This window comes from Paraburkholderia sp. BL23I1N1, from assembly GCF_003610295.1.
Classification (GTDB): domain Bacteria; phylum Pseudomonadota; class Gammaproteobacteria; order Burkholderiales; family Burkholderiaceae; genus Paraburkholderia.
Genome location: NZ_RAPV01000001.1, coordinates 6856418 through 6876018 on the forward strand (window position 1 = coordinate 6856418; position 19601 = coordinate 6876018).

At 64.2% G+C, this 19601-nt stretch carries 19 protein-coding genes; 10 read left to right on the forward strand and 9 right to left on the reverse strand.

What is annotated here, in order from left to right; genetic code table 11:
- Positions 1-3: 3 nt before the first annotated feature.
- Positions 4-1089 (reverse strand): IS630 family transposase, encoded by a 1086-nt coding sequence (locus B0G76_RS31995; protein WP_120296025.1) that lies wholly within the window; start codon positions 1087-1089, stop codon positions 4-6.
- 241 nt (positions 1090-1330) lie between these two features.
- Between B0G76_RS31995 and B0G76_RS32000 the strand changes: the two genes are divergently transcribed.
- From B0G76_RS32000 to B0G76_RS32015, 4 genes are all read left to right on the forward strand, one after another.
- The gene (locus B0G76_RS32000) at positions 1331-2626 is read left to right on the forward strand and encodes a type III secretion protein (protein ID WP_120296026.1); all 1296 of its coding nucleotides are present in this window, start codon (positions 1331-1333) and stop codon (positions 2624-2626) included.
- A 42-nt stretch (positions 2627-2668) separates the two neighbouring features.
- On the forward strand, positions 2669-2917 hold the full coding sequence (locus B0G76_RS32005) for a type III secretion protein (RefSeq protein WP_120296027.1): 249 nt from the start codon (positions 2669-2671) through the stop codon (positions 2915-2917).
- A 170-nt stretch (positions 2918-3087) separates the two neighbouring features.
- A complete protein-coding gene (locus B0G76_RS43095) occupies positions 3088-3255 on the forward strand; it encodes a hypothetical protein (RefSeq protein WP_183082249.1) in 168 nt (55 codons plus the stop codon).
- 192 nt (positions 3256-3447) lie between these two features.
- Positions 3448-3903, forward strand: coding sequence for a CesT family type III secretion system chaperone (locus B0G76_RS32015; RefSeq protein WP_120296029.1), 456 nt, complete (start codon positions 3448-3450; stop codon positions 3901-3903).
- A gap of 159 nt (positions 3904-4062) precedes the next feature.
- On the opposite strand, the gene B0G76_RS32020 is transcribed toward B0G76_RS32015, so the two are convergent.
- A complete protein-coding gene (locus B0G76_RS32020) occupies positions 4063-4545 on the reverse strand; it encodes a hypothetical protein (RefSeq protein ID WP_120296030.1) in 483 nt (160 codons plus the stop codon).
- Between the two features lie 347 nt (positions 4546-4892).
- Here B0G76_RS32020 and B0G76_RS32025 point away from each other — a divergent pair, with 347 nt between their 5' ends.
- The 3 genes from B0G76_RS32025 to B0G76_RS32035 all read left to right on the forward strand — a co-directional run bounded on the left by B0G76_RS32025 (position 4893) and on the right by B0G76_RS32035 (position 12301).
- A complete protein-coding gene (locus B0G76_RS32025) occupies positions 4893-5516 on the forward strand; it encodes a GNAT family N-acetyltransferase (RefSeq protein WP_120296031.1) in 624 nt (207 codons plus the stop codon).
- Between the two features lie 198 nt (positions 5517-5714).
- Entirely contained in the window at positions 5715-8918 is a 3204-nt protein-coding gene (locus tag B0G76_RS32030; RefSeq protein ID WP_120296032.1) for a winged helix-turn-helix domain-containing protein, read from the forward strand.
- Positions 8919-8998: 80 nt separating this feature from the next.
- On the forward strand, positions 8999-12301 hold the full coding sequence (locus tag B0G76_RS32035; protein ID WP_120296033.1) for an autotransporter: 3303 nt from the start codon (positions 8999-9001) through the stop codon (positions 12299-12301).
- 58 nt (positions 12302-12359) lie between these two features.
- Here the strand turns inward: B0G76_RS32035 and B0G76_RS32040 are convergent, their stop codons facing one another.
- The 4 genes from B0G76_RS32040 to B0G76_RS32055 all read right to left on the reverse strand — a co-directional run bounded on the left by B0G76_RS32040 (position 12360) and on the right by B0G76_RS32055 (position 15828).
- Positions 12360-13355, reverse strand: coding sequence for an ABC transporter substrate-binding protein (locus tag B0G76_RS32040; protein WP_120296034.1), 996 nt, complete (start codon positions 13353-13355; stop codon positions 12360-12362).
- 123 nt (positions 13356-13478) lie between these two features.
- Positions 13479-14276, reverse strand: coding sequence for a BPSS1780 family membrane protein (locus B0G76_RS32045; RefSeq protein ID WP_120296035.1), 798 nt, complete (start codon positions 14274-14276; stop codon positions 13479-13481).
- A gap of 56 nt (positions 14277-14332) precedes the next feature.
- Complete coding sequence (locus B0G76_RS32050; protein WP_120296036.1) at positions 14333-15490, reverse strand: DUF1700 domain-containing protein; 1158 nt, start codon at positions 15488-15490, stop codon at positions 14333-14335.
- Entirely contained in the window at positions 15487-15828 is a 342-nt protein-coding gene (locus B0G76_RS32055) for a PadR family transcriptional regulator (protein WP_120296037.1), read from the reverse strand. The genes B0G76_RS32050 and B0G76_RS32055 overlap by 4 nt, the downstream gene beginning before the upstream one ends.
- A 296-nt stretch (positions 15829-16124) precedes the next feature.
- Between B0G76_RS32055 and B0G76_RS32060 the strand changes: the two genes are divergently transcribed.
- The 3 genes from B0G76_RS32060 to B0G76_RS32070 all read left to right on the forward strand — a co-directional run bounded on the left by B0G76_RS32060 (position 16125) and on the right by B0G76_RS32070 (position 17948).
- Positions 16125-16418, forward strand: a complete 294-nt coding sequence (locus B0G76_RS32060; RefSeq protein ID WP_120296038.1) for a DUF1330 domain-containing protein — start codon at positions 16125-16127, stop codon at positions 16416-16418.
- Between the two features lie 309 nt (positions 16419-16727).
- The gene (locus tag B0G76_RS32065; RefSeq protein ID WP_120296039.1) at positions 16728-17036 is read left to right on the forward strand and encodes a hypothetical protein; all 309 of its coding nucleotides are present in this window, start codon (positions 16728-16730) and stop codon (positions 17034-17036) included.
- 63 nt (positions 17037-17099) lie between these two features.
- Positions 17100-17948, forward strand: a complete 849-nt coding sequence (locus tag B0G76_RS32070; protein WP_183082188.1) for a transposase — start codon at positions 17100-17102, stop codon at positions 17946-17948.
- A gap of 41 nt (positions 17949-17989) precedes the next feature.
- Here B0G76_RS32070 and B0G76_RS32075 read toward each other — a convergent pair whose 3' ends face one another.
- The 3 genes from B0G76_RS32075 to B0G76_RS32085 form a co-directional block, all read right to left on the reverse strand.
- On the reverse strand, positions 17990-18865 hold the full coding sequence (locus B0G76_RS32075; RefSeq protein ID WP_120296948.1) for an ABC transporter substrate-binding protein: 876 nt from the start codon (positions 18863-18865) through the stop codon (positions 17990-17992).
- A 178-nt stretch (positions 18866-19043) separates the two neighbouring features.
- Positions 19044-19271, reverse strand: coding sequence for a hypothetical protein (locus B0G76_RS32080; RefSeq protein ID WP_120296041.1), 228 nt, complete (start codon positions 19269-19271; stop codon positions 19044-19046).
- Positions 19272-19301: 30 nt separating this feature from the next.
- Positions 19302-19541, reverse strand: a complete 240-nt coding sequence (locus B0G76_RS32085; RefSeq protein ID WP_120296949.1) for a hypothetical protein — start codon at positions 19539-19541, stop codon at positions 19302-19304.
- Positions 19542-19601: the final 60 nt, after the last annotated feature.

The window sequence follows — 19601 nt, forward strand, 5'->3', positions numbered from 1 at the left end:
GCGTCAAACGGATTGCATCTTATTCAGCTTCTTCCTGGCACGCGTGACTTTCGCCAGGATATCGGAAGCCTTTGCCGTCCAGATGAACGGTTTCGGATCACGGTTGTGCTTCTCGACGTACTGTTCGATGGTGCTCACCAGGTCGGGCACCGAGGAAAATGCAGAGCGCCGTAGTTGGTTTTCCGATAGATCACGAAAGAAACGTTCAACCATATTGAGCCAGGAGGCGCTGGTGGGCGTGAAATGCATGTGAAATCGTGGGTGCTTGGCCAGCCACGCCTTCACCTCGGGGTGCTTATGGGTTGCATAGTTGTCTGCAATCAAATGCAGTTCCTTGTCCTTGGGTGTACTGCAATCGATCTTGCGCAGGAAGCCCAGCCATTCCTGATGACGATGTTTCGTTTGGCACTGGCCGATGACAGTGCCGTCGAGCGTGTTCAGTGCGGCGAACAACGTCGTCACACCATTGCGCTTGTAATCGTGCGTCATCGTCTGACCACGACCTCGCTTCATCGGCAAGCCAGGCTGGGTTCGGTCCAGAGCCTGGATCTGGGACTTCTCGTCACAACTGAAGACCAGTGCGTGCTCCGGCGGATCGAGATAAAGTCCGACGATATCCTCCAGTTTTTCGGCGAAGTGCTTGTCGTTCGAGACCTTGAAGGTTTCAATCCGATGCGGCTTGAGTCCATGCGCTTGCCAGATGCGCCGCACGCTCGCTGCACTGACGCCGACCGCTGCCGCCATGCTGCGCGTACTCCAATGCGTCGCGTTATCGGGACGTTGCTGCGTGGTCAGCGCCACGATGGCCTTCACTTTGCGTGCCGAAATCTTCGGTTTGCACCCCGGGCGCGTTTGGTCGTGTTCGATACCCGCTACACCGCCAGCGATAAAGCGAACCCGCCAGCGCGCTACCGTGCCTCGCCAGACACCCAGCTTTGCACCGATCTCTTTGTCTGTCAGACCCTGTGCCGCGAGCAATATCATGTTGGCGCGCTCGGCCAGTCGAACCGCGACTGTGCGGCCAGCTGCCCATGTTTCCAGTTGATTGCGTTGCCCTTCGCTCAGCTCGACTTTTTCAGCAATTCTCACGATTCCCCCCTCAATCAATCAGGAATACAAAGGAACAAGACAGGAAAATTGCGAATAAGTTGCACTATTTATGACGCACTACACTAGCGGGTTTGCCGCGCGGCTTCGCATCCCACGCGGTGCCTTCGCATCCGCTCCGGGACCTGCCATAACGGGCGGCTACATTAAGGTCGATCGGACCGGTCGCGCCGCGCACCACGCACGCCCCGGCACTCTTCCCACCCCACCCTGTGCGAGCACGATGAAACTGCTGCGGATACTGACGGGCGTTCACGCGGGAGCGCAATTGCAGCTCTCGCCGGGCACGCATCGCGTCGGCACCGACGACGATGCCGACATCCGCCTCACCGACTGGCGGGGTGCGGATGCGCTGCTGCACGTCGACGCGAGCGGCGTGGTCAGCGCGCAGCGGGTTGCGGCCGCAGCCGCACAAACGGCGGATACAGCGGACACAGCAGACGCGGTGGGCATGGCAAACCCGGCAGAAGGCCAGCCCGCGCAGCCGGCCGTCGCGGAAGAAGTGGTGCTGCTGGTGGACTTCGTGCCGATGCAGTTCGACGACATGATCCTGTGCGTCGGTGCGGACGACGCCGTCTGGCCGTCCGATCTCGACCTGCTGTCGATGTTGCTGACGCGCCCCGCCGAAGCGCGCTTCGCGGCCGAACGCAAGAAGCGCCACCGTTATGTCGGCGCCGTGGTGGCGTGCTTCGCGCTCGGCATCGTGATCGTCGCCGGTTCGCTGCTGACCACCACGCAGATGAGCCGCGCCGCCCTGCCGCGCAATGCCGACGACCGCGCGCAACGCGTCAGCGAGGCGCTGGCCGCGGCCCACGTGAGCGGTTTGCAGGCGCACGCGGTCGGCAACACCGTGGTGGTCACCGGCATGGTCACGAGTCCCGCCGACGACGACGCCGTGCGCAACCTGCTCGCGCGGATTTCGACGGCCGGCATCTCGCGCAATTACGACGTCGCGCAGAACGACGCGCGCAGCATCGAGGATTCGCTGGGCGTAGCCGGCGCGCACGTGCGCTATCTCGGCGAGGGCAACTTCGCGGTGACCGGCGCCGTCAGCAGCCGCGCGGATCTCGACGCCGCGCTCGCGCGCGTGCGCGCCGATCTGGACCCGAACGTGAAGAACGTGCTCGTGGAAGCCGCGGAAAACGCGAACGTCGGCACGGGGACCGCGGCCGCGGCGTCGTACTCCGAAATGATTTCCTCCGACGACGTGCGTTACGCGCAGACGCCGGACGGCGTCAAGCATATCTACGCGGTCGATCCGCCGGCGTCGGAGAGCGACGCGGCAGCTTCGGCGAGTGCGGCAGTGGGCGCAAGCGGAGCAAGCGGCGTGGCGGTTGCCAATGGCAATGCGAACACAAACACGGCAAACGCAGCAAACGCAGCAAACACCGTAACCCGATCGAACCCGGCCAACGCCTCGATCGTCGACAACGACACCGTTACACGCAGCGCGGCCAGCGTCGTGCCGCTGCCCAATCCCGCCACACTGCCGCCTGCGCAGCCGCGCAGTCCGAGTTGACCCATCACCGGCACACCGCCCCCGTTCAATCAGGAGATCGACATGTACGAGCAGCTTGAAGCCCACGCCAGCGAATTCAACGATTTACAGAAGACGCTCGCCGATCCGGCCGGCGCGCCGAAAGTGGACGCGATCCGTCAGGCGCTCGACGCGACCGCGCAGCGGATCAGCGACACCCAGGGCGCAACCGACCTCGATCGCAACAATCTGGCGAAGCTGTATCGCGGCTTCCTCGCTGCGTCGCGCGTGATCGCGCGGCTGCAGGAAAAACAGGCCGGCGCGCACGCCTGATACGGCGCGCGGCGGCTCACCGTGGGCCTCGCTCATCGCGCGTCACGCGCCGGGCTCGCGGGCAAAGCGCTTGTTGCGGCGGCCCGCTCTCACGAGCAGCCGGCGCGGCGGCAGGTCTCGATATAGGCCACTCACTCTCTACTCTCTACCCATAGTCACTGGAGGTTTTTATGTCCGTAGGAAGCGCAGGCGGAATGATGGCTGGTCTCACGCAGCAAATGGACCAGATGACGATGATGTCCGCCCAGATGCAAGTTGAGCAAAGCATGTATGCATCGGTGGCGAACATTGCGAAGAGCGGTGCAAGCAACGTCAAGGATGCTTCGCGCGGCGGCTAAGCATCGAAGCCGCGAGCCGCTCGCCGACGGCGGCGGTCCGCACACGGCCGGTCCCGCTTCGCGCGGGATCCGGCCGTGTTTTTTGCGGCATTTCCAGCATTTCCAGCATTCTCAGCATTCGCCGGATGCAACGCACGGCTCGCATCCGCGCCGCGCCGAACCCCGCGCGAATCGCCCAAGCAAGGTACGAGGATGAGCAGCGAGCGTTACACCAGCCTGATCATGGATCTGTGCGCGACCGTCGGTCTCGGCGACGCGGACCATGTGCTGCGCACGCGGTCGATCGAGGTCGAAGGCTTCGACGTGCGGCTCGACTATTTCGAGCGCGACCTCGACGCGATGTACGCGAATTTTCATTTCGGCACGGTGACGGCCGGACGCACGCTCGTCGTCTTCCGGCTGATGCTCGAAGCGAACCTGCTGATCTATGCGCAGGACCAGGCGCAACTGGGACTCGACACGGACACCGGCGGCGTGGTGCTGGTGCTGCGTCTGCCTTTCGCCGACGAGCTGAACGGCGAAGGACTCGCCGATCTGCTCGCGCACTACGCGGAACATGGCCGCTACTGGCGGCAGAGCATCGTCGAATCGAACGACGAGATGTTTGAAGGCATCGCTTCGGGCGAGTTCTTCTGGCTGCGGGCTTAGTTCGCCTCCGGCGCGGACTCGGTGCAAGCCCGGCTCCCGCGTCTCGGTCAGTCAACGAATATAACGCCTCACCGCAGGCGCATTGCTTCAGAGCGGAAGCCGTTCCGGCGACGACGACCGGCAGGTCCGTGCACAGCGGACCTTGCCGCGTGCATCACATCACCCCTTCGACGCCTCTTCGACATTGTGCGCGCCCTGCTTGATCAGCTCCGCGATCTGGTTGACCGCCGCCTGCTCGAATTGCATCACGCCACCCAGCACGTTCATGCCTGCCGAGGCCAGACCGGAGGCATCGTTCGCGACGGTCGCCGCGCCTTGCGCGAGCCCGCCGAAGCGGCCGGGCCGGTTGGGTTGGCCGGGTTGACCTGGTATGCCGCCCGGTATTCCGCCCGCGCCCGGCTGGGTCACCGGGGGTTTGGCCGCCGCCGACGTGTTGGCCGAGAACGACGTGCCCTTGCGTTTGCCGGTTGCTTCGCTGCTGTTGTTGGCGACCAGTTGGCTGAGATTCGCATCCGCTTGCTGACTGGCGTGCGCCGCCCCATCGACAGGTTTGCGGCCGCCGCTGGTCGGCGACGACTGCGTGCTGGCATCGGATAGCGGCAGCGTGCTGCGCGAGCGTGAAATCGATGGGGAATCCGGCATGGTGCGAGGCTCCTGATGGGAATGCGCGCTGTCGTGACGAAGCGCAAGACGGGGACGTCGAACAGGCGTCCTGCTCGACCTTACAACCGGCGTACGACGCCCGCGGCCGCGACGCGAAAAAGTGTGCACCGGCGCGAAGTTGAAAACAGGCCACGGCGGGATCGAACGCGCAGTCGCGAGCGCAGCTACGAGCACCGCCGCGAGCGCCGCCCGCCACACGCCCGCCCCGCCCCGTTCATCCGCGCCCCGGTCTTCGCCCCCTCTTACGCCGGTTCGCGGGCCGTCGCGCGCGAGTCACATGCGAGCGGCACACTACGCGGGTTCGCCGCTCATTCGGAGTCCGACTCATGCGCTTCACCCCGCTCGACAGCATGGAAACGCCTTATTTGCGGCTGCGCCCGCTAACCTTCGCCGATGCCCCCTCCCTGTTCGACCAGATGCTCGGCGACGCCGATACGATGCGCGACCTGCCGGTGCCGCGCCATACCGGCGTTTCGCAAACCGCCGAATTCATCGACGAGGCGCTGCGCGGCTGGAGCGACGGCAGCCTGATTCGCTACGCGCTCGAATGCAAGGACAGCGGCCGGTTGACCGCGCTGATCGAATTGAAGCCGACGCTGCCGCGCGTGGAGATCGGCGTGATCATCAGCCGGCATGGCGGCGCCCGACGCCGCCGGGCAGGCATCCTCGCGCTGCAGGAATTGATCGACCGGCTGATCGAGCAACCTGGCGTGTACCGGATTTTCGCGTGCTGCGCCGTGGACGGCGCCGCGCACAGTTCGATGGAGCGGCTCGGCTTCGTCAAGGAAGCGCTGCTGACGAATCACGAGCCGCGCCCGAACCGCGGCCTCGCCGCCGCCGACAGCTATCTCTACGCCTTGACGCGTCCCGCGCCGGTGCCGCCGGAGCCGGCCAGCGCCGGCGTTGCGTGGCTGCGCAACACGATGCAGTGGAGTCTCGCGGACGCCTGAAGCAGCCCGACCACCCAGCAGAGGCACTCAAGGACGCATCGAGCCGGAACGAAGAAGTGTTCGCAACATCAGCAATTGTTCACTTCTCGGGCGATAATACAAAGGTCAGACGAATACCGCACCGCGGCCGTTCGTTACGCATGCCTCGCGAGTCCCTCTCGCCGGTGGACCGAAACACTACTACGCCGGAGACCCATCATGTCGCTACCGCGACTCACCGGTCAGGTGATCGCCTTCTCGCGATTCTGGCTCGCGCGCGAAGTGGGTCTGCTGATTGCCGACGGCGCCGTCATCGAACTCGGCGCACGCCCCTTCGCGATGCTCGCCGCCCTGCTCGAGGCGCGCGGCCGGGTTGTGTCGACCGCCGAGTTACGCGAAATCGTGTGGCCAGGCAGCAATGTCGACGCGAACACGGTGCAGGCGCAGATCTCTGCGATTCGCCGCGCCCTCGACGACGACCGCGATCTGATCGTCACCGTAGCCGGCCGTGGCTATCGTTTCGCGGGCGAAATCCGCGTGCTCGACACACCCGACACCGGACTCGATCTGCCCGTGGCGACCACCGGCAGCATTGCCGCGTCGCTCGCCACCTCGTTTGCCGCAACGGCCGCGACCCACCCGCTCGTCACGCCCGGACTCGCGGGCGGGCTCACAGGTGGGTTCAGAACCGGGCTTACATCTGGGCTCACGACAGGGCTCACAACCGGACTCACATTCGGTTCGCCCTACGGCTCATCTTATGGATCGACGTGGCGCGGCACGGCGCCTGGCGCCTCGCGCACCGCGTTTGCGAATGCCGCGCCGTCCGCCACGCTGACGTCGGTCACAGCGGCATCGAGCCTCGCCGCCGCGGCGGCCCCGGCCACTTCCGCTTTTCCGGCGTTGATGCCGACCAGCGCCGTCACCTCGCTACGCTCGCAGATCATCGACCCGTCGCCGTTCATCGGCCGTCATGCCGAGTTGTCCGAATTGCTCGCGCTCGTGCCCGCGCGCCGCATCATCACACTGACCGGCGCGTCCGGCGTGGGTAAAACGCGTCTGGCGATCGAAGCCGCGAGCCACCTCGCCCCGCATTTTCCGGACGGCGATTTTTGTGCCGCGCTTGCCTCGCTCGCGCAACCCGATCGCGTCGCCAATGCGATCGGCGCGGCCGTCGGCCTGGAACCGGATAGCGAGTTGCCGATGGCGGCCAATCTGGCCGCGCAGATCGGCGAGCGCCGCATGCTGCTGATCGTCGATCACTGCGATCATCTGAGCGAAGCGGCGGCCGAACTCATCGATACGCTGGTGGCGAACACGGGTGGCTTGCATGTGATCGCCACGTGCGAATCGCCACTGTTCATCGGCGGCGAAACGGCGGTGCCGGTCGCCGCCTTGCGCGCGCCGCCCGAACAGATCGACAGCACGCCCGCCACACTCGACTACGACGCGCTGCGACTCCTCTTCGCCCGGCTCGCGCATTGCCTGAAAGCAGCCGCCTTGCATGCGCCGCTGCCCGAAGTGAGCAGCATTGCGCCGGCCACCTTCGCGGCGGCCGCGCTGATTTGCCGGCGCGTCGACGGCGTGCCGTTCGCGCTCGAACTCGCCGCTGCGACCATCGCCGGCCAGGTGCGCGCGGGCGTGCCGCCGGAAGACGCGATCGTGGCGTTCGCCCGCGAACTCGACACGGTGATGACTCATCGCAGCGGTGGGCGCCGCATCGTGCTGCCGCGCGCGGCGATCGTCCACGTAATGCTCGATCTCTCGTACGCGGCGCTCGAAGCGCCAACCCGCACCATGCTGCGCCGGCTTGGCATTTTCGCCACCGCGTTCTCGCATGACGCCGCCTACGAAATGCTCGGCGCGTTCGGCAGCGACTATGGTTTCGGTCCGCCCGAGCCGCGCCTGCTAGAACGCCAGCTTCATACGCTGATGGACGCGGGCCTCGTGAATACGGTCGACTGCGACGGCGCGTTGCGGCTGCGCTTGCCGCCCGCCGTGCGCCGCTTCGCGCTCGACGCGCTGGAGCGCAATCGCGAAAGCGCGGAAGCCGATCTGCATCACGCGCAGTTTGTCGCCCGCGACATGGCGCGCCGTTTCGGCGCGGGCGTCGCCGTGGCCACCGCGCACAGCCGCCACGATATCGACGCGCTGCGCGCCGCGCTGGAATGGGCCGTGTCGGTCGACAAAGTGGAACTGTGCACCGAGTTGCTCGACAACACGGCGCCGATCTGGGCGGCGCTCGCGCTCGTCGACGAATACATCGGCTGGGTGCGCGCGGTGCTGGCGCGGGTGGACAGCGTGTCGATGCGGCGGATTCGCGACGAAATGCGCCTGCGTGCCGTGCTGGCGCGCGCGTTGATGCTCAAGCGCAGCGCATCGAATGAAATTGTCGACAGCTGGCAGCGCACCTACGAGCTCGCCAATATCTGCGCCGACACGCCGTATCGTCTGCGCGCGCTGTTCTGTCTCGTGATGTGCGCGCTCGACGCCGGCGAGATCGAGCATTGCCGGCGCCTCTCCAACGCGTTCAGCGAGATCGCGCCGGTGGCGCACAGTCCGGCCGTGAGCATCAACGCACGGCGCATCGAGGGCATCGTCCAGGCGTATGCGGGCGAATTCGACACCGCCATCCGCCTGCTCGCACCGGTCGTCGGACTCAACGACGATACGGCCGACGAGATCGACGAAGACCTGAGCCGCGAGGCCAATGCGGTGGCCACCAGCTACGGGCTGTCGCTGCATCTTGTGGCGCGGGCGATTCATGCCGTCGCGCTGTGGCTGGTCGGCCAGCCGCATCTGACCATGCCGCCGCGCGTCACGATCCGCGACCCCGCCGACGAAAGCGAACCGCTGGCCGGCTGCATTGCGCTCGGCCTCGCCTGCGCGCTCGCCGCACTCGACGACGACATCGCGCTGACCGAGTCCTGCGCCGCGGCACTCGTCACGCGGGCGCGAGCGGCGGATGTCAAACGGTGGCTGCGCCTCGGTCTCGATTTTCAACTTTGGCTCGACGCCCGGCGCGGCGACCAGGAAGCCGCGCGGCGGCTGATTGCCGGCGCGGTGAAGCGGATTGCGCGCGAGCGCATCTATGTGCCCGACATCGCCTTCATCGCCACGCTCTTGCCGCGCCTCGCGCTGCAGGACGAACCGGAACTCGCGGCCTCGCTCGGCGCGACGCTGCGCGAAGCCGTGAGCCGCAGCGAGCGGACCGGCGAGCTCTGGTACGTGCCGGAACTGTTGCGTCTGAATGCAATGCTGCGACTGCGCAGCGGCGAAGATCCGCGCGCCGTGCGCCCGCTGCTCGAAAACGCGCTGCAACGCGCGCGGCAGCATGGCGCGCAACGGCTCGAACTGCGCATCACCGTCGATCTCGAGGCGCTCGATGCATCAGCCGCCGCGGGGCTGCTTCGCATGCGGTGACCTCGCTTCGCACCCTGCCTGGGGGTGTCACATGCGCTCCATACCGTGACTTCAACTGCCGCTCGTTGAACGCCACGCACATGTCCGACATCCATGCAGTACCGCACCTGCCTCACACGACCAACGCGGAACCAACCGAGGCGCCCGGTCATCAAGCTGGCAATACCCCAGCGGTGCCGCCGGTCACGGGTGAACCGCAGGCTCGGCCGCTGGTCGACGAGACGCTGCTGGGCAGGCTCGGCAATAAGCTCTCGCGTACCGGCGCGCGTTTGCGCGCAAGCAAGTTCGACATCAGCACCGCGCTGTCGCAAACGAGCCAGCACGGCAAGCCGTTTGCGCCGGCGGATTTCACCGCGAACGGCGAGCGTTATGCCACCAAGCCGGCTGCCGCTTCGACCGCTGCGGGAACACCGCTGCTCAAGACCGAACCGCGGATCAAGCAGGCGCTTGGCAAGACCGCGCGTGCTTCGGGTTCTTCTTCGTCTTCTTCGTCTTCGGCCTCTGCGAGCAGACGCGCAGTAGAGAACCAAACCGAAGCAGCCTCGATTCCGTTCGACGCGATGGCCGGCGAAGCCGCGTTGAGCGACTACGTGGGCCGTCAATTACCCGGCCCTTCCGGCGATCTGCTCTCGCAAGTCGATCTGTCGCATCGGCTGGCCGCGCTGAGCGGCCCCGATGCCGCCCGCGACACCCACCGCGGCGCGCTGCTGGCTCAGGCGCTGCATGGCGCGAATATCGGCGACGCGCGAAGCGCCAACGAAATGCTCGACGCGCTCGAAAACCTCGACTTCGCGCACATGGACACGGCCCAGTCGACGACGCCTGCAGAAGCCGGCGCCTGGCAAGTCGCGCGAACGCTTGCGCGCACCGATGCCGGCTTCGACGCGCTCAACCAGTTGCGCCATGGCGGCCAGCCGCCGCCGGGCAATGCATCGACCCACCTCGCGCAGCGCATGATGCTGCAGGCCGCCGACGCGCTCGACCCACCGCTGCACGGCGCAGGCCCAGTGCAGGATCCCGCGCCGGCCGCGGTCGCCGCACGCTCAAAGCCCGCCGACGGCACGCCGCTCAACGAAACCTCACTCGCGTGGCAGGCCTACAAAGCTGCGTCGACCTTGACCACGCAAGGGCGTGATGCGTTGAACGCGGATCAGAAAGGCGCGTTCTTCGCGTGGCGCCAGAACTTTCGGGAAGACGGGCGCGGCAGCGAGTTGTCGCAAGCCCGTGAGCGTCTGAACAAGTTCTCCGCGAAGACCATCGACCGCGTCGGCGAAAACCGCTGGAAGACCTTCTTGCCGCGGCTCGTCGGCAAACGCAGCTCGCCGCTGTCGGCGCTGCGCTTCGGCACGCAAGGCGTACCGCGCAAAACGATCGGCGCCGAGCAGGGAAAACTCGAAGAGGCGATGCGCGGGTCGCTGGAGCCGCTTTGCGAGCGTCCCGAGATGCGGGCGGCGGCGGCGCTTTCGCACGCGCGCCCGGAGCAGTCGATTGCCGAACTCGCGACGCTGCATGTCTGGCTCGAATCGGGCGGCTTTCCGAACGGCAAGCTAGACGCCGATCAGTTGCACAGGGTCACCGAACGCGCGCAGCAACTGTGCGCGGAGTTGCAGCCGCGCGACGTCGGTTCGCCTGCCACGCTCGCGCGCCTGCAAACCGAAACGACGCGCTGGGCCAACACCGATCCGCACACGCTCGCGCGCAGCAAGCCGTTCAAGTCGATCGCCAAACAGTCATTCAATCCGGAACGGCTCGCCTCGTGGGGCAAGGTCGCGAAGGTGCCCGCCGATTCGCCCTTCTGGACCCACGTATCGAGCCTGAAGGACAAAGCGCGGCCACCCGCGCCCGCCGCGGACGCGGACAGCGCCGGCGCGGTCCGGCAAACGCTCAAGGACGTCGCGCACGATCTGCAATCGAGTTCACGCCTGCGTCTGACCGACGGTCGGCGCATCGGTTTGAGCACGCGCGGGTTGTCGGCGAACCTCAGCAAGGTGCTGCATACCGGCGGCGTGCCGATCGCGCCCCGCCTCGATCTGCGCGCGTCGAAAACGCGTGAGGCGGTGGTCGAATTGAGCCGTGGCACGCACGGCGTCGAGATGTTCGTCGGCACCGCCAAAACGCAGGTGCGGCATGCGGGCGTCGGCGTGCTGGTCGGCTACGACATGGACGTCGGCCTCACCCAGATGCGCGCCGGCCTGACAACGCAAGCCGTGCTGCACTCGCAGGAACTGTCCGAACCGAGCGGCATATCGCTGCGCGTGGCGCGCCGCGTCAATCCGAACGGCACCGGCTACGACGATGGCGCCATGCGCGAAAAACTCGAAGGCATCATCGATCATGTCTTCGACGAAACGACCCAGGCGCACGGCGCCAATTCGGGCGGCTCGCGCGGCACCTGGAACCGGCTCGCCGAGCATTATTTCAACGACCCGGACGTGTCGGTCAGTTGGACCGATACCGTGTCGCGCACGGTCAAACGCGGTGCCTCCGCCGACGTCGGCTTGTCCGTGAGCGTGCCAAAAACCGGTTCGCCGTTTCGCGCCGGCGCGAACATCGGCATCGGTTACGAGAAGACCGCGAAACAGACGCTCGATTCGAACGAGCAAAGCGGGCGCATGCAAGTCGAGCAGCATCGGGTGGGTGCCGGCTCGCGGCTGATCGGGCGGCTGAGCGGCACCGTCAGCGCGACACAGCCGGTCGGCGCGCATAGTTCGAGTGTGGGCGTGGGCCTCGTCTCGCTCGACGCGCCATCCGCGACCATGACCTTCAACGACGACAGCCACCTCGCCAAAGTGCAACTCGTGCGCGAAGACGGCGCGCTGATGCATCGCGCGTGTCTGCTCGACACGGAGTATTCGAGCGCCGAAACCTACACGCGCGCGCTCGATGCGAGCCGTGACCAGTGGGTCGACCTGTTCACCGAGCAGGTGAACGACGAACAGGAAGGCGAGCGGCAGCAAGCGCTGCTAAACGGCATGCCCGAGCCGCAGCTACCGCCGGCGCGCACCCTCGCCGAACAACGGCTCGACCGGCACCTCGGCGACGTGAAGGCGAACCGGCGGCCGAACCAGACTTACTTCCACCGCTACCGGCTCAAGCGCGGCGCCGCGAAACAGCTCGATCTGCTGGCGGCGATGTCAAAGCAATTGCCGCCGGGCGAACGGGCTGCGGGGCATGCGCAGATTGACGAGAAGGTGGACGGGATTCTCAACGATCCGGCTTCGTGGATGCCGGTTGAACTCAAGGTCAAGGAACGCACCACCAGCACACGCAGCCCGGGTTTGAATTTCGCGCTGCAGTTGAATACGCAGACGAGTGCGACGGGAGACCGGGAGTTGTTTGCGGAAAGTATTCCGTTTGCGCTGGTGGATCGGCTGGATCGTTGAGGTTGTGGTTGAATTTGCGGTTGGAGCGGACGTCGACGTCAAAAACGTGGCGTTCGCTTCAGACCTTCGCGATGTGCGTCTCGGCAATCGCGCGGACGTCGATGCGGCGCGGCAGGATAGCGTCGCGAGCCGCGCTATCGGCGACTTTCTGGAGTGCGGCGATATCCGCCTCGGTCACGAAGTGCTGTTTCAATGCCGCGCGCTGCGTGATCTGTCTCGCGGCATCGAGCGGCGAGCGCGTCAATGTCGAGTAGATCTGCGCATAAGCATCGGGGTTCGCAAGCGCCCATTCACCCGCGCGTTGCAGCCTGAGCAGAACGTCTGCGATGGCCGTGCGTTTGCGCGTGTTCGCAAGCGCGGCGCCCGATGCGGTGATAAAGCCGAGACCACTATTGATCCCGGAACCATCACGCAAAATACGCGCACCACGTTGAACCGCGATACCGTAGTACGGATCGAACGTCGCCCACACGTCGATCGAACCGGACGCTAACGCCGCAAACGCATCGACCGGCAGGATGAAACGAACCTTGACGTCATCCTTCGAAAGTCCGGCTTCGGCGAGCGCACCATACAACTGGAATTGCGAAATGCTGCCGCGCGCCGACGACACGAACACGGTGCGCCCCTTCAGATCCGCCACCGTGCGAATCGGCGAATTGGGCGCAACCAGAATGCCAAGTTGCGCGCCCGACCCCACACGCGTCGCGACGATCTTCAAGGTCGGATCGCCGACAGCCGCTGCAAGCACAGGCAAGTCGCCCGCCGGCGCAAGATCGACGGCACCTGCGCGTTGCGCCTCGAAGAGTGGCGCGGCACCCTGGAAGTTGGCCCAGCGAAATGCGTACGGCGTGCCGTCGAGTACCTTCGCCGCTTCAGCGAGAGCACGTGTGCCACCGGCCTGGTCGCCGAGCACGAGCGTTGTCGATGCCAGATCGGCGGCCCGCGCGTTGCGTGAATAAAATGCACCGGTTGCGGCAAGCGCCGGCACTGCGCCGAGCAGCTTCAGCGTGCGCCGCCGCGCGGAAAAAGACGTGGAAACAGAAATGGCCATATGCCCTCGCTTGCAATATGTCCGCAAGCGTAGCGATCAGAACGTGTCGTGAGAATGATTCAATTCCGATATCGTTATCTCGACCGGGCAGCTATCTTTTTTACCCCGGCGCGAGCCCGTCACTTACGACTTCTCGAATATGCCGCGATACGCGCCGTACATCGACAGAACGATCAGCGCGCTGACCAGCGGCGTCACCAGCAATCCGCGCAATAGAAGCGGCGCGAAGGTGGCAAGCCACACGTCGACGGCAATCGCGATGCCGAACACCGAAGCGACGCGCCAGTTACGCGCCACGGCACGCACACTTGCAGCCATCGCGTTCAAAGGTGAAACGTTGTTCAGAACAACCAGCGGTGGCGCGAACCATACCAGCGAAGCCGCGAGCGCATAGGCCAGCATATTGAGCACCGGCTCCAGCGCATTGCCCGTGCCGTTATGCGCACCGTAGACGATCGTCAGATCATGCACGCCGTTCGGCGCAACAGATGCCTTCATCGACACGTGAAACACTACAAACGCGATCAGTTGACCCGCATAGGCAACGACAGCGCCGCACTGCCCGATCGTAATCAACGCATTGCGATGCACGTTGACGGCTTCGATCGTCTCGCGGATCGACCACGGGCGCGCATTGCTCGCACGTTCCTGCATCAGCACCAGACCGGCTGCGAGGACCGGCCCGACGAGCACCGCCAGCACGCGCAACGGCGGCGCCAGCTCAAACAGCGTGACGAAATCGGCACAGCCCAGAATCGCCAAGAGCCACAGCACCGGATTCGCGCGAGCGATACGAACCCCGTGCGCGAGCCAGACGGCAACGCTCTGGACGCCGACCACGCGACTGTCTGGATAGCGCAGCCCGGAAGCAGGTTGCCGGTGTGCCGGGACTGCCGTACCGCCTGAATAGTGCATATTCATGACCGTTTCCTTTTCATCGAATGAGGATAGAGACGTCAGTCAACCTGCGCCGCGCTTCAGGCGGATTGCCCTTCGTCGAGTCGAGCAGTAATCAGATCGAGTTGCCGCTGAACATAGCGGACCAAAGCGCGCCATGTGATGCGCGTCAACCACAAACACAGCCACAAACCGACGATGCCGGCGACCAGCATCGCGAATCCGTAGATCATCGCGCCGATGCCCGAGCCATGCGGCCCGATGATCACGACGTTATCCGAACCGTCCTTGATCGCAATGTGGTCGCGATCGATCACGACCGAATCCGAGCCGCTGTGGACCGCCAGACTTTTACCGCTGCCGTCCGCGCCCTGCACGAAGGACACGTGGTCGCCGTGGTTCCTGATGTCCCACGCCAGTGACTTCGCACCGATTCCGATGCGCGCGACCGATACCTTGTCCCCTTCGCCATCCTTAAGATCGAGCGCTACGATGTCGGTGGATGCGATGGACCATGTGCCGTCCGGGGCGACTTTGAACAGATCGCGCGCGCCGCCGACCGAATTGATCTTGAGTTTGCCTTCGTCATTCTTTATTTCGATCGGGCCGGCAAGCGTCACAACCGAAATCCGTGTGGCTGCATCCGGCCGCAGCACGAAACGGTCGCCGTCCACCCGGAACACCTTCATATTGGCGGTTGCGAGGTGCGGGTCGCCCTGCTTGGGGGCGTCATCCGCGTCGTCATCGTCGTTGCCGTTGCCGTTGGTGTTCGCCTGCTGACCCGTTTTCACGTCACTGCTCTCGAAGGTGAACGGCACCGAATGGAATGCCGGCCACCCGAACAGGTGATGACTGCCGAGCGCGACCACCGTCACGAGTCCGGCAACCACGAGCGCACCCGAAACCATGTAGCCGACCGTCAGCATCAGCAGATAAAACATGAACGGAATCAACAGGAACAATTGCAACAAACCGAGCCCCGCGATCGACGCGACCACGCGCATCAGGTTGCCGAACGAGCGCCGCGTTTCCCATTGGCGGAAGGTCGCCTGCGCCTTCAGTTCGCGTGCGAGCTTGACCGGGTCGCCGAGCGCCGCGACCACGTCCGCCTCACTGCGGCCCGCTGCGAGTGCGTCGCCGAAGTACTCGCGATAGTCGGCGACGATTTCGTCGACCACCTGCTTCGGCAAACTCCGCAGTTCGTGGCGCAATTGCTGGATGAATGCGTCCTGCGTCATTGCTTTTCCCCTCTTCCTGAGGGCGTGCCGGACAAGGCCAGCACACCGTTGACTTCATCGACAAAACTGCGCCATTCGCCTTGCATTTCCGCCAGACTGTTGCGGCCTGCCGCCGTCAGCGAGTAATACTTGCGTGGCGGCCCCGACTGAGACTCCACGAAATACGTCGACACCCACGCCTCGGCCTGCAAGCGGCGCATTAGCGGGTAGATCGTGCCCTCGCTGATCTCCATGGTTTCGGAGAGTGTCGAGACGAGCTCGTACGCATAGCTGTCGCCGCCGGCGAGGACAGCTAACACGCACATATCGAGCGTTCCCTTCTTGAGCTGCGTTTTCATTCAATTCCATTACATTAGTGTGCATAGCACGGTACCTTGCTATGCACTGGTGCGGAACACACCTATCCGCGAGATGACGAACGAACTCTAGCACCCAGTATTGTTTAATGCAAGGTACCGTTTTATGCACAGGACAAGAGCGGCGCATTCGCTCACGCCGCACAGCTGGCGACTCCGGCCGCGGCCGGATCGGCATGGCAGCGTGAGATCAACGGAATTGGCGATCGATGACATAATTCCCTCGCCGATGCTTGCAACGCAACCATCACTTTCCGCCTCAAGACAAGGAGATTCACATGAGCAAGGGATACTGGGTCACCTCATACCGCGCGACGAAAGACCCGGCAAAGCTGGCAGCGTACGCACAGTTGGCCGCGCCCGCTTTGACGGCCGCCGGCGGCAAATTCATCGTGCGCGGAGTCGCCGACGAAGTTCATGAACAAGGCTTGAAAGAACGGACTGTCGTGGTCGAGTTTCCGACCTACGAGCAGGCCATTGCCGCCTATGAAAGCAGTGCTTACAAGAAAGCACTTGAAGCCCTGGGCGACGCCGTCGAGCGTGATCTGCGGATCGTTCGCGGCACCGAGTGACGCGTACTGTGTGACGCATATGACCGGCGCGAACCGTTGCGCTTCCGGCAAATCGGACAGCGAAATCTCGCCGTGAATGCGCAGGGCAACCGCCGCAAGTGGGGATAGTCTCGCTGCACGGTTGCCGCCCCGCGCCGCCCACCGATGGGCTCAGCCGACCGCCGCGAACTGCCTGCGCGCCGCCCTTAAGGATTCCCTGACCCGAAGTTCAGCATCGACCTCCCGTTTTTTCTCGATGTCCCGACATCACTGCGAGAACTGGACGCATACGATGAACACACGTCGATCGTCCTTGAGTTGAGTGCTGTCATGTTCCCCTACCTGTCCGAGCGCGAAAATTCTATCGAGCATATCAACGCGATGTGCCTGCACCTTTTCGACCTGTGGTGCGAAAGCCGAAGCGTTGCGCCGCTGGCGCAACTGCTAAAAGCCTGGCCGCTGACGAACAGCGACCCCGAGGCCCTCCGCCGCCTCGCCAACGCGCTACGCGAGCTCAGACGACACCATCTGTACGACACCAAGGGCGCCTCGTTTCAGGAACTCTGCGAGGTATCGGATTGCGTCGAGGATCTGCTTGCCTTGTCGGCCCTGTCGACGTGGGCGATGGGCAGCGCATAGCGCGACTGGAGACACCGGGCCGCGCGCAATGGAATGGGTGTCGGGGGACAATCGGAGGACAGCGTGAATTTCAACGAAATCAGTGACCAGGAATGGCGACAGTTGGCACCCGTCCTGTCGGATACCGTCATCGCTCATGGGCAACGCGGCCGCCCGCGCGTAAAGGTTCGCGCAGTAGCCAATGCCGTGCTGTGGATACTCACCACCGCTGAGCCGTGGGCCCGTTTGCCGGGCACCTATCCGTCGATTCCGACGTGCCGGAACCGCTTCGAAAAATGGCGTTCTACCGGCGCCCTCGCGCAAATGCACAAGCTCCTCTCGGACGCCGGCCGCACGCTTCGTTGCGGCCCGGACGGACTGCCGGACATCCGCCATGCCACGCCTCGCGTCATAGAACGCCAATCCAAGGACGAAGGTCTTCGCCAGGTGTTCTGGAAAGACCAGGCGACGTGGCAGACACCGCGTGACACCCAGCCGCCACGTCATACGGTAGAACCGTTCACCCAGATTGCGCGGCAGCTTCCAAATGCTTCGCGTACTGTGCCTGAGCGCGTCCAACGCCACGCTCCGGTTGAACGCGCTCAGTCCATTCTTCGAACCGCCTCGCCCTGGATGGGCCTTGCGTCGAAGGGCAAATGCGAATTCGACCCGCGCGGCTACGTGATCTATCTCGCCGCCGATCCGGTGGCCAACGGTCGCTTCCGCGGATGGGCCGAGATCGTGCGGGATGCACGGCGGATCGCCCGTAGCGGGCTGATTGGTCCAAGCTTCAGGAACATCGAGGCGGCACAGCAATATGCGTTCGAATGGGCACGGCGATGGATCGACGAGGCAAGCAGCGGTAACAGCGACCGCGTCGACGAAATCGCGGAAGAGATCGATGTCTGGCAGCAAAAAGTCCGGTCCGGGTAGGCTGTCTTTCGACAGCGCGCCAAAGACCTTCCGGAATGCGGTCAGAGCATCCAGTACTCGTCTGGAATTCTGCGGTCCGCTTCGGAGAGGTAGGGGTTATCCAGTTGAAACGTCTTCCGCCACGCGGGTTTTGTGCGGGCCAGCGCATCCTGAATGTAGGGATGCGAGTTGAACAGTCTCATGTAAGAACCCTCGCGATACGCCATCACGAGGCCCTTGTCGATCGTCTCCGCCAGGGCTGCGTGGCCCGTTGCAACATAGAAAATAAAATCGGATCGATACTTCAGCATCAGCCGTTTCTCGACCACCAGATCAGGCTCACGATGCTGACGCCCTTCCAGTTCGGAGAACGCCTCAACCACGCCTCGCGGGAAATAGTCCACGCGGCCGCTCTGGGTCATCTCGAACATCGTCTCGTAAGTCGACGTCTGAACCTCCAGACCTGCTGCCCTGAGGATATCGGTATCGATCCATCCTAACCCCTGGCCGCACGTGAACGCCTTCAAATCTGACAAGCGCTCAATTCTGTCGAAATCCTTTTGCCGGTCTTTTCTTATGACGAATACCCGATAACCGATCAGTCCACGATGGATAGGAATCCGCACGACATTAAGGCCGCGCTCGGCCTTTGCCTCCATGCTGGTCCAGTGCAGATTGATCGTATTGTTGCCGTTCGCCAGTTCCGCCAGCGCACGGCCACGCTCCATGACGATTTCGGCCTGCCGCGCCGTATACGAGGCTTTCGCCGTTTTCATCGCCAGATCGAGGACAGCAAGCGCGAACGCAGCATGCACATCGCCGCCAGGACGAATGCGCGGATAGACGATATCGAAGAAGGGCTCGGCCGGCGCCGCACGCGAGCCAAGCGTCACGCCTGCGGCACCCAGTGTGGCCAGTACAAAGTGCCTGCGATGCATGGATGGATGGTTTCTCGACACGGGATGATGCGCCCGGATCGGCGCATTGCCGCCCAGGCTATCGCCTGAACGGTCTTTCATCCTGCCATGCGTGACGCATGCTGGCAAACCGTGCTTTCCCGCTGACGCAGCAGGCGCTTTATCGCGCCTGACGGGTCAATGACGGGTCAATGACGGGTCAATGAAGCATGCCGAAGATCGCGTTGGCACCCTCCGCGGGTGTCAGTCCTACATTGAAATAGCCTTCCAGCCTCAATGCAGTCGCATGGTCGAGTATGAAAGGCGGCCGGATGAAGCCGATCGCATACGCGTGGTCATACCAATCGCTCATCCACGCGCGCAATTCCGTCTCGTGCCTCGACAATTCCCCCGAGTGCTCCGTGTGTTCCAGGTGCTCAGAGTTCATTCGCGATCTCCCTTGTTCAAACCCGTCATGTCACGCCACGAGCCGTTCGAATCCCATCCTGCCCTGGTTGTCCTCGGGCGGAAACATGTGCCAGGTGCCGTCAATGTGCCGATAGAAGAACAAGACGATCGGACCATCGGGCCGTAAGATTTCGAGGCATACCCGGCAGGTCAGACCATCTTGCGAGCCATGCAGCGCGAGCAAACGGGCCGGCTTCGCGCCCACGGTTGCCTGCAGTTTTTCGCGCAAGCCGCGCAGTGAACTTTTCATCGCAACCACGTCTGCACCTCGCACTACTCGTTCCCATTTGACCATCGTGGGGCAGCGGGA

What these genes read in the sequence shown, in the direction of transcription:
- B0G76_RS32000 (WP_120296026.1), top strand. Translation starts at nt 1,331, where the DNA reads ATGAAACTGCTGCGGATACTGACGGGCGTTCACGCGGGAGCGCAATTG.
- B0G76_RS32005 (WP_120296027.1), top strand. Translation starts at nt 2,669, where the DNA reads ATGTACGAGCAGCTTGAAGCCCACGCCAGCGAATTCAACGATTTACAG.
- B0G76_RS43095 (WP_183082249.1), top strand. Translation starts at nt 3,088, where the DNA reads ATGTCCGTAGGAAGCGCAGGCGGAATGATGGCTGGTCTCACGCAGCAA.
- B0G76_RS32015 (WP_120296029.1), top strand. Translation starts at nt 3,448, where the DNA reads ATGAGCAGCGAGCGTTACACCAGCCTGATCATGGATCTGTGCGCGACC.
- B0G76_RS32020 (WP_120296030.1), bottom strand. Translation starts at nt 4,545, where the DNA reads ATGCCGGATTCCCCATCGATTTCACGCTCGCGCAGCACGCTGCCGCTA.
- B0G76_RS32025 (WP_120296031.1), top strand. Translation starts at nt 4,893, where the DNA reads ATGCGCTTCACCCCGCTCGACAGCATGGAAACGCCTTATTTGCGGCTG.
- B0G76_RS32030 (WP_120296032.1), top strand. Translation starts at nt 5,715, where the DNA reads ATGTCGCTACCGCGACTCACCGGTCAGGTGATCGCCTTCTCGCGATTC.
- B0G76_RS32035 (WP_120296033.1), top strand. Translation starts at nt 8,999, where the DNA reads ATGTCCGACATCCATGCAGTACCGCACCTGCCTCACACGACCAACGCG.
- B0G76_RS32040 (WP_120296034.1), bottom strand. Translation starts at nt 13,355, where the DNA reads ATGGCCATTTCTGTTTCCACGTCTTTTTCCGCGCGGCGGCGCACGCTG.
- B0G76_RS32045 (WP_120296035.1), bottom strand. Translation starts at nt 14,276, where the DNA reads ATGAATATGCACTATTCAGGCGGTACGGCAGTCCCGGCACACCGGCAA.
- B0G76_RS32050 (WP_120296036.1), bottom strand. Translation starts at nt 15,490, where the DNA reads ATGACGCAGGACGCATTCATCCAGCAATTGCGCCACGAACTGCGGAGT.
- B0G76_RS32055 (WP_120296037.1), bottom strand. Translation starts at nt 15,828, where the DNA reads ATGAAAACGCAGCTCAAGAAGGGAACGCTCGATATGTGCGTGTTAGCT.
- B0G76_RS32060 (WP_120296038.1), top strand. Translation starts at nt 16,125, where the DNA reads ATGAGCAAGGGATACTGGGTCACCTCATACCGCGCGACGAAAGACCCG.
- B0G76_RS32065 (WP_120296039.1), top strand. Translation starts at nt 16,728, where the DNA reads ATGTTCCCCTACCTGTCCGAGCGCGAAAATTCTATCGAGCATATCAAC.
- B0G76_RS32075 (WP_120296948.1), bottom strand. Translation starts at nt 18,865, where the DNA reads ATGCATCGCAGGCACTTTGTACTGGCCACACTGGGTGCCGCAGGCGTG.
- B0G76_RS32080 (WP_120296041.1), bottom strand. Translation starts at nt 19,271, where the DNA reads ATGAACTCTGAGCACCTGGAACACACGGAGCACTCGGGGGAATTGTCG.
- B0G76_RS32085 (WP_120296949.1), bottom strand. Translation starts at nt 19,541, where the DNA reads ATGAAAAGTTCACTGCGCGGCTTGCGCGAAAAACTGCAGGCAACCGTG.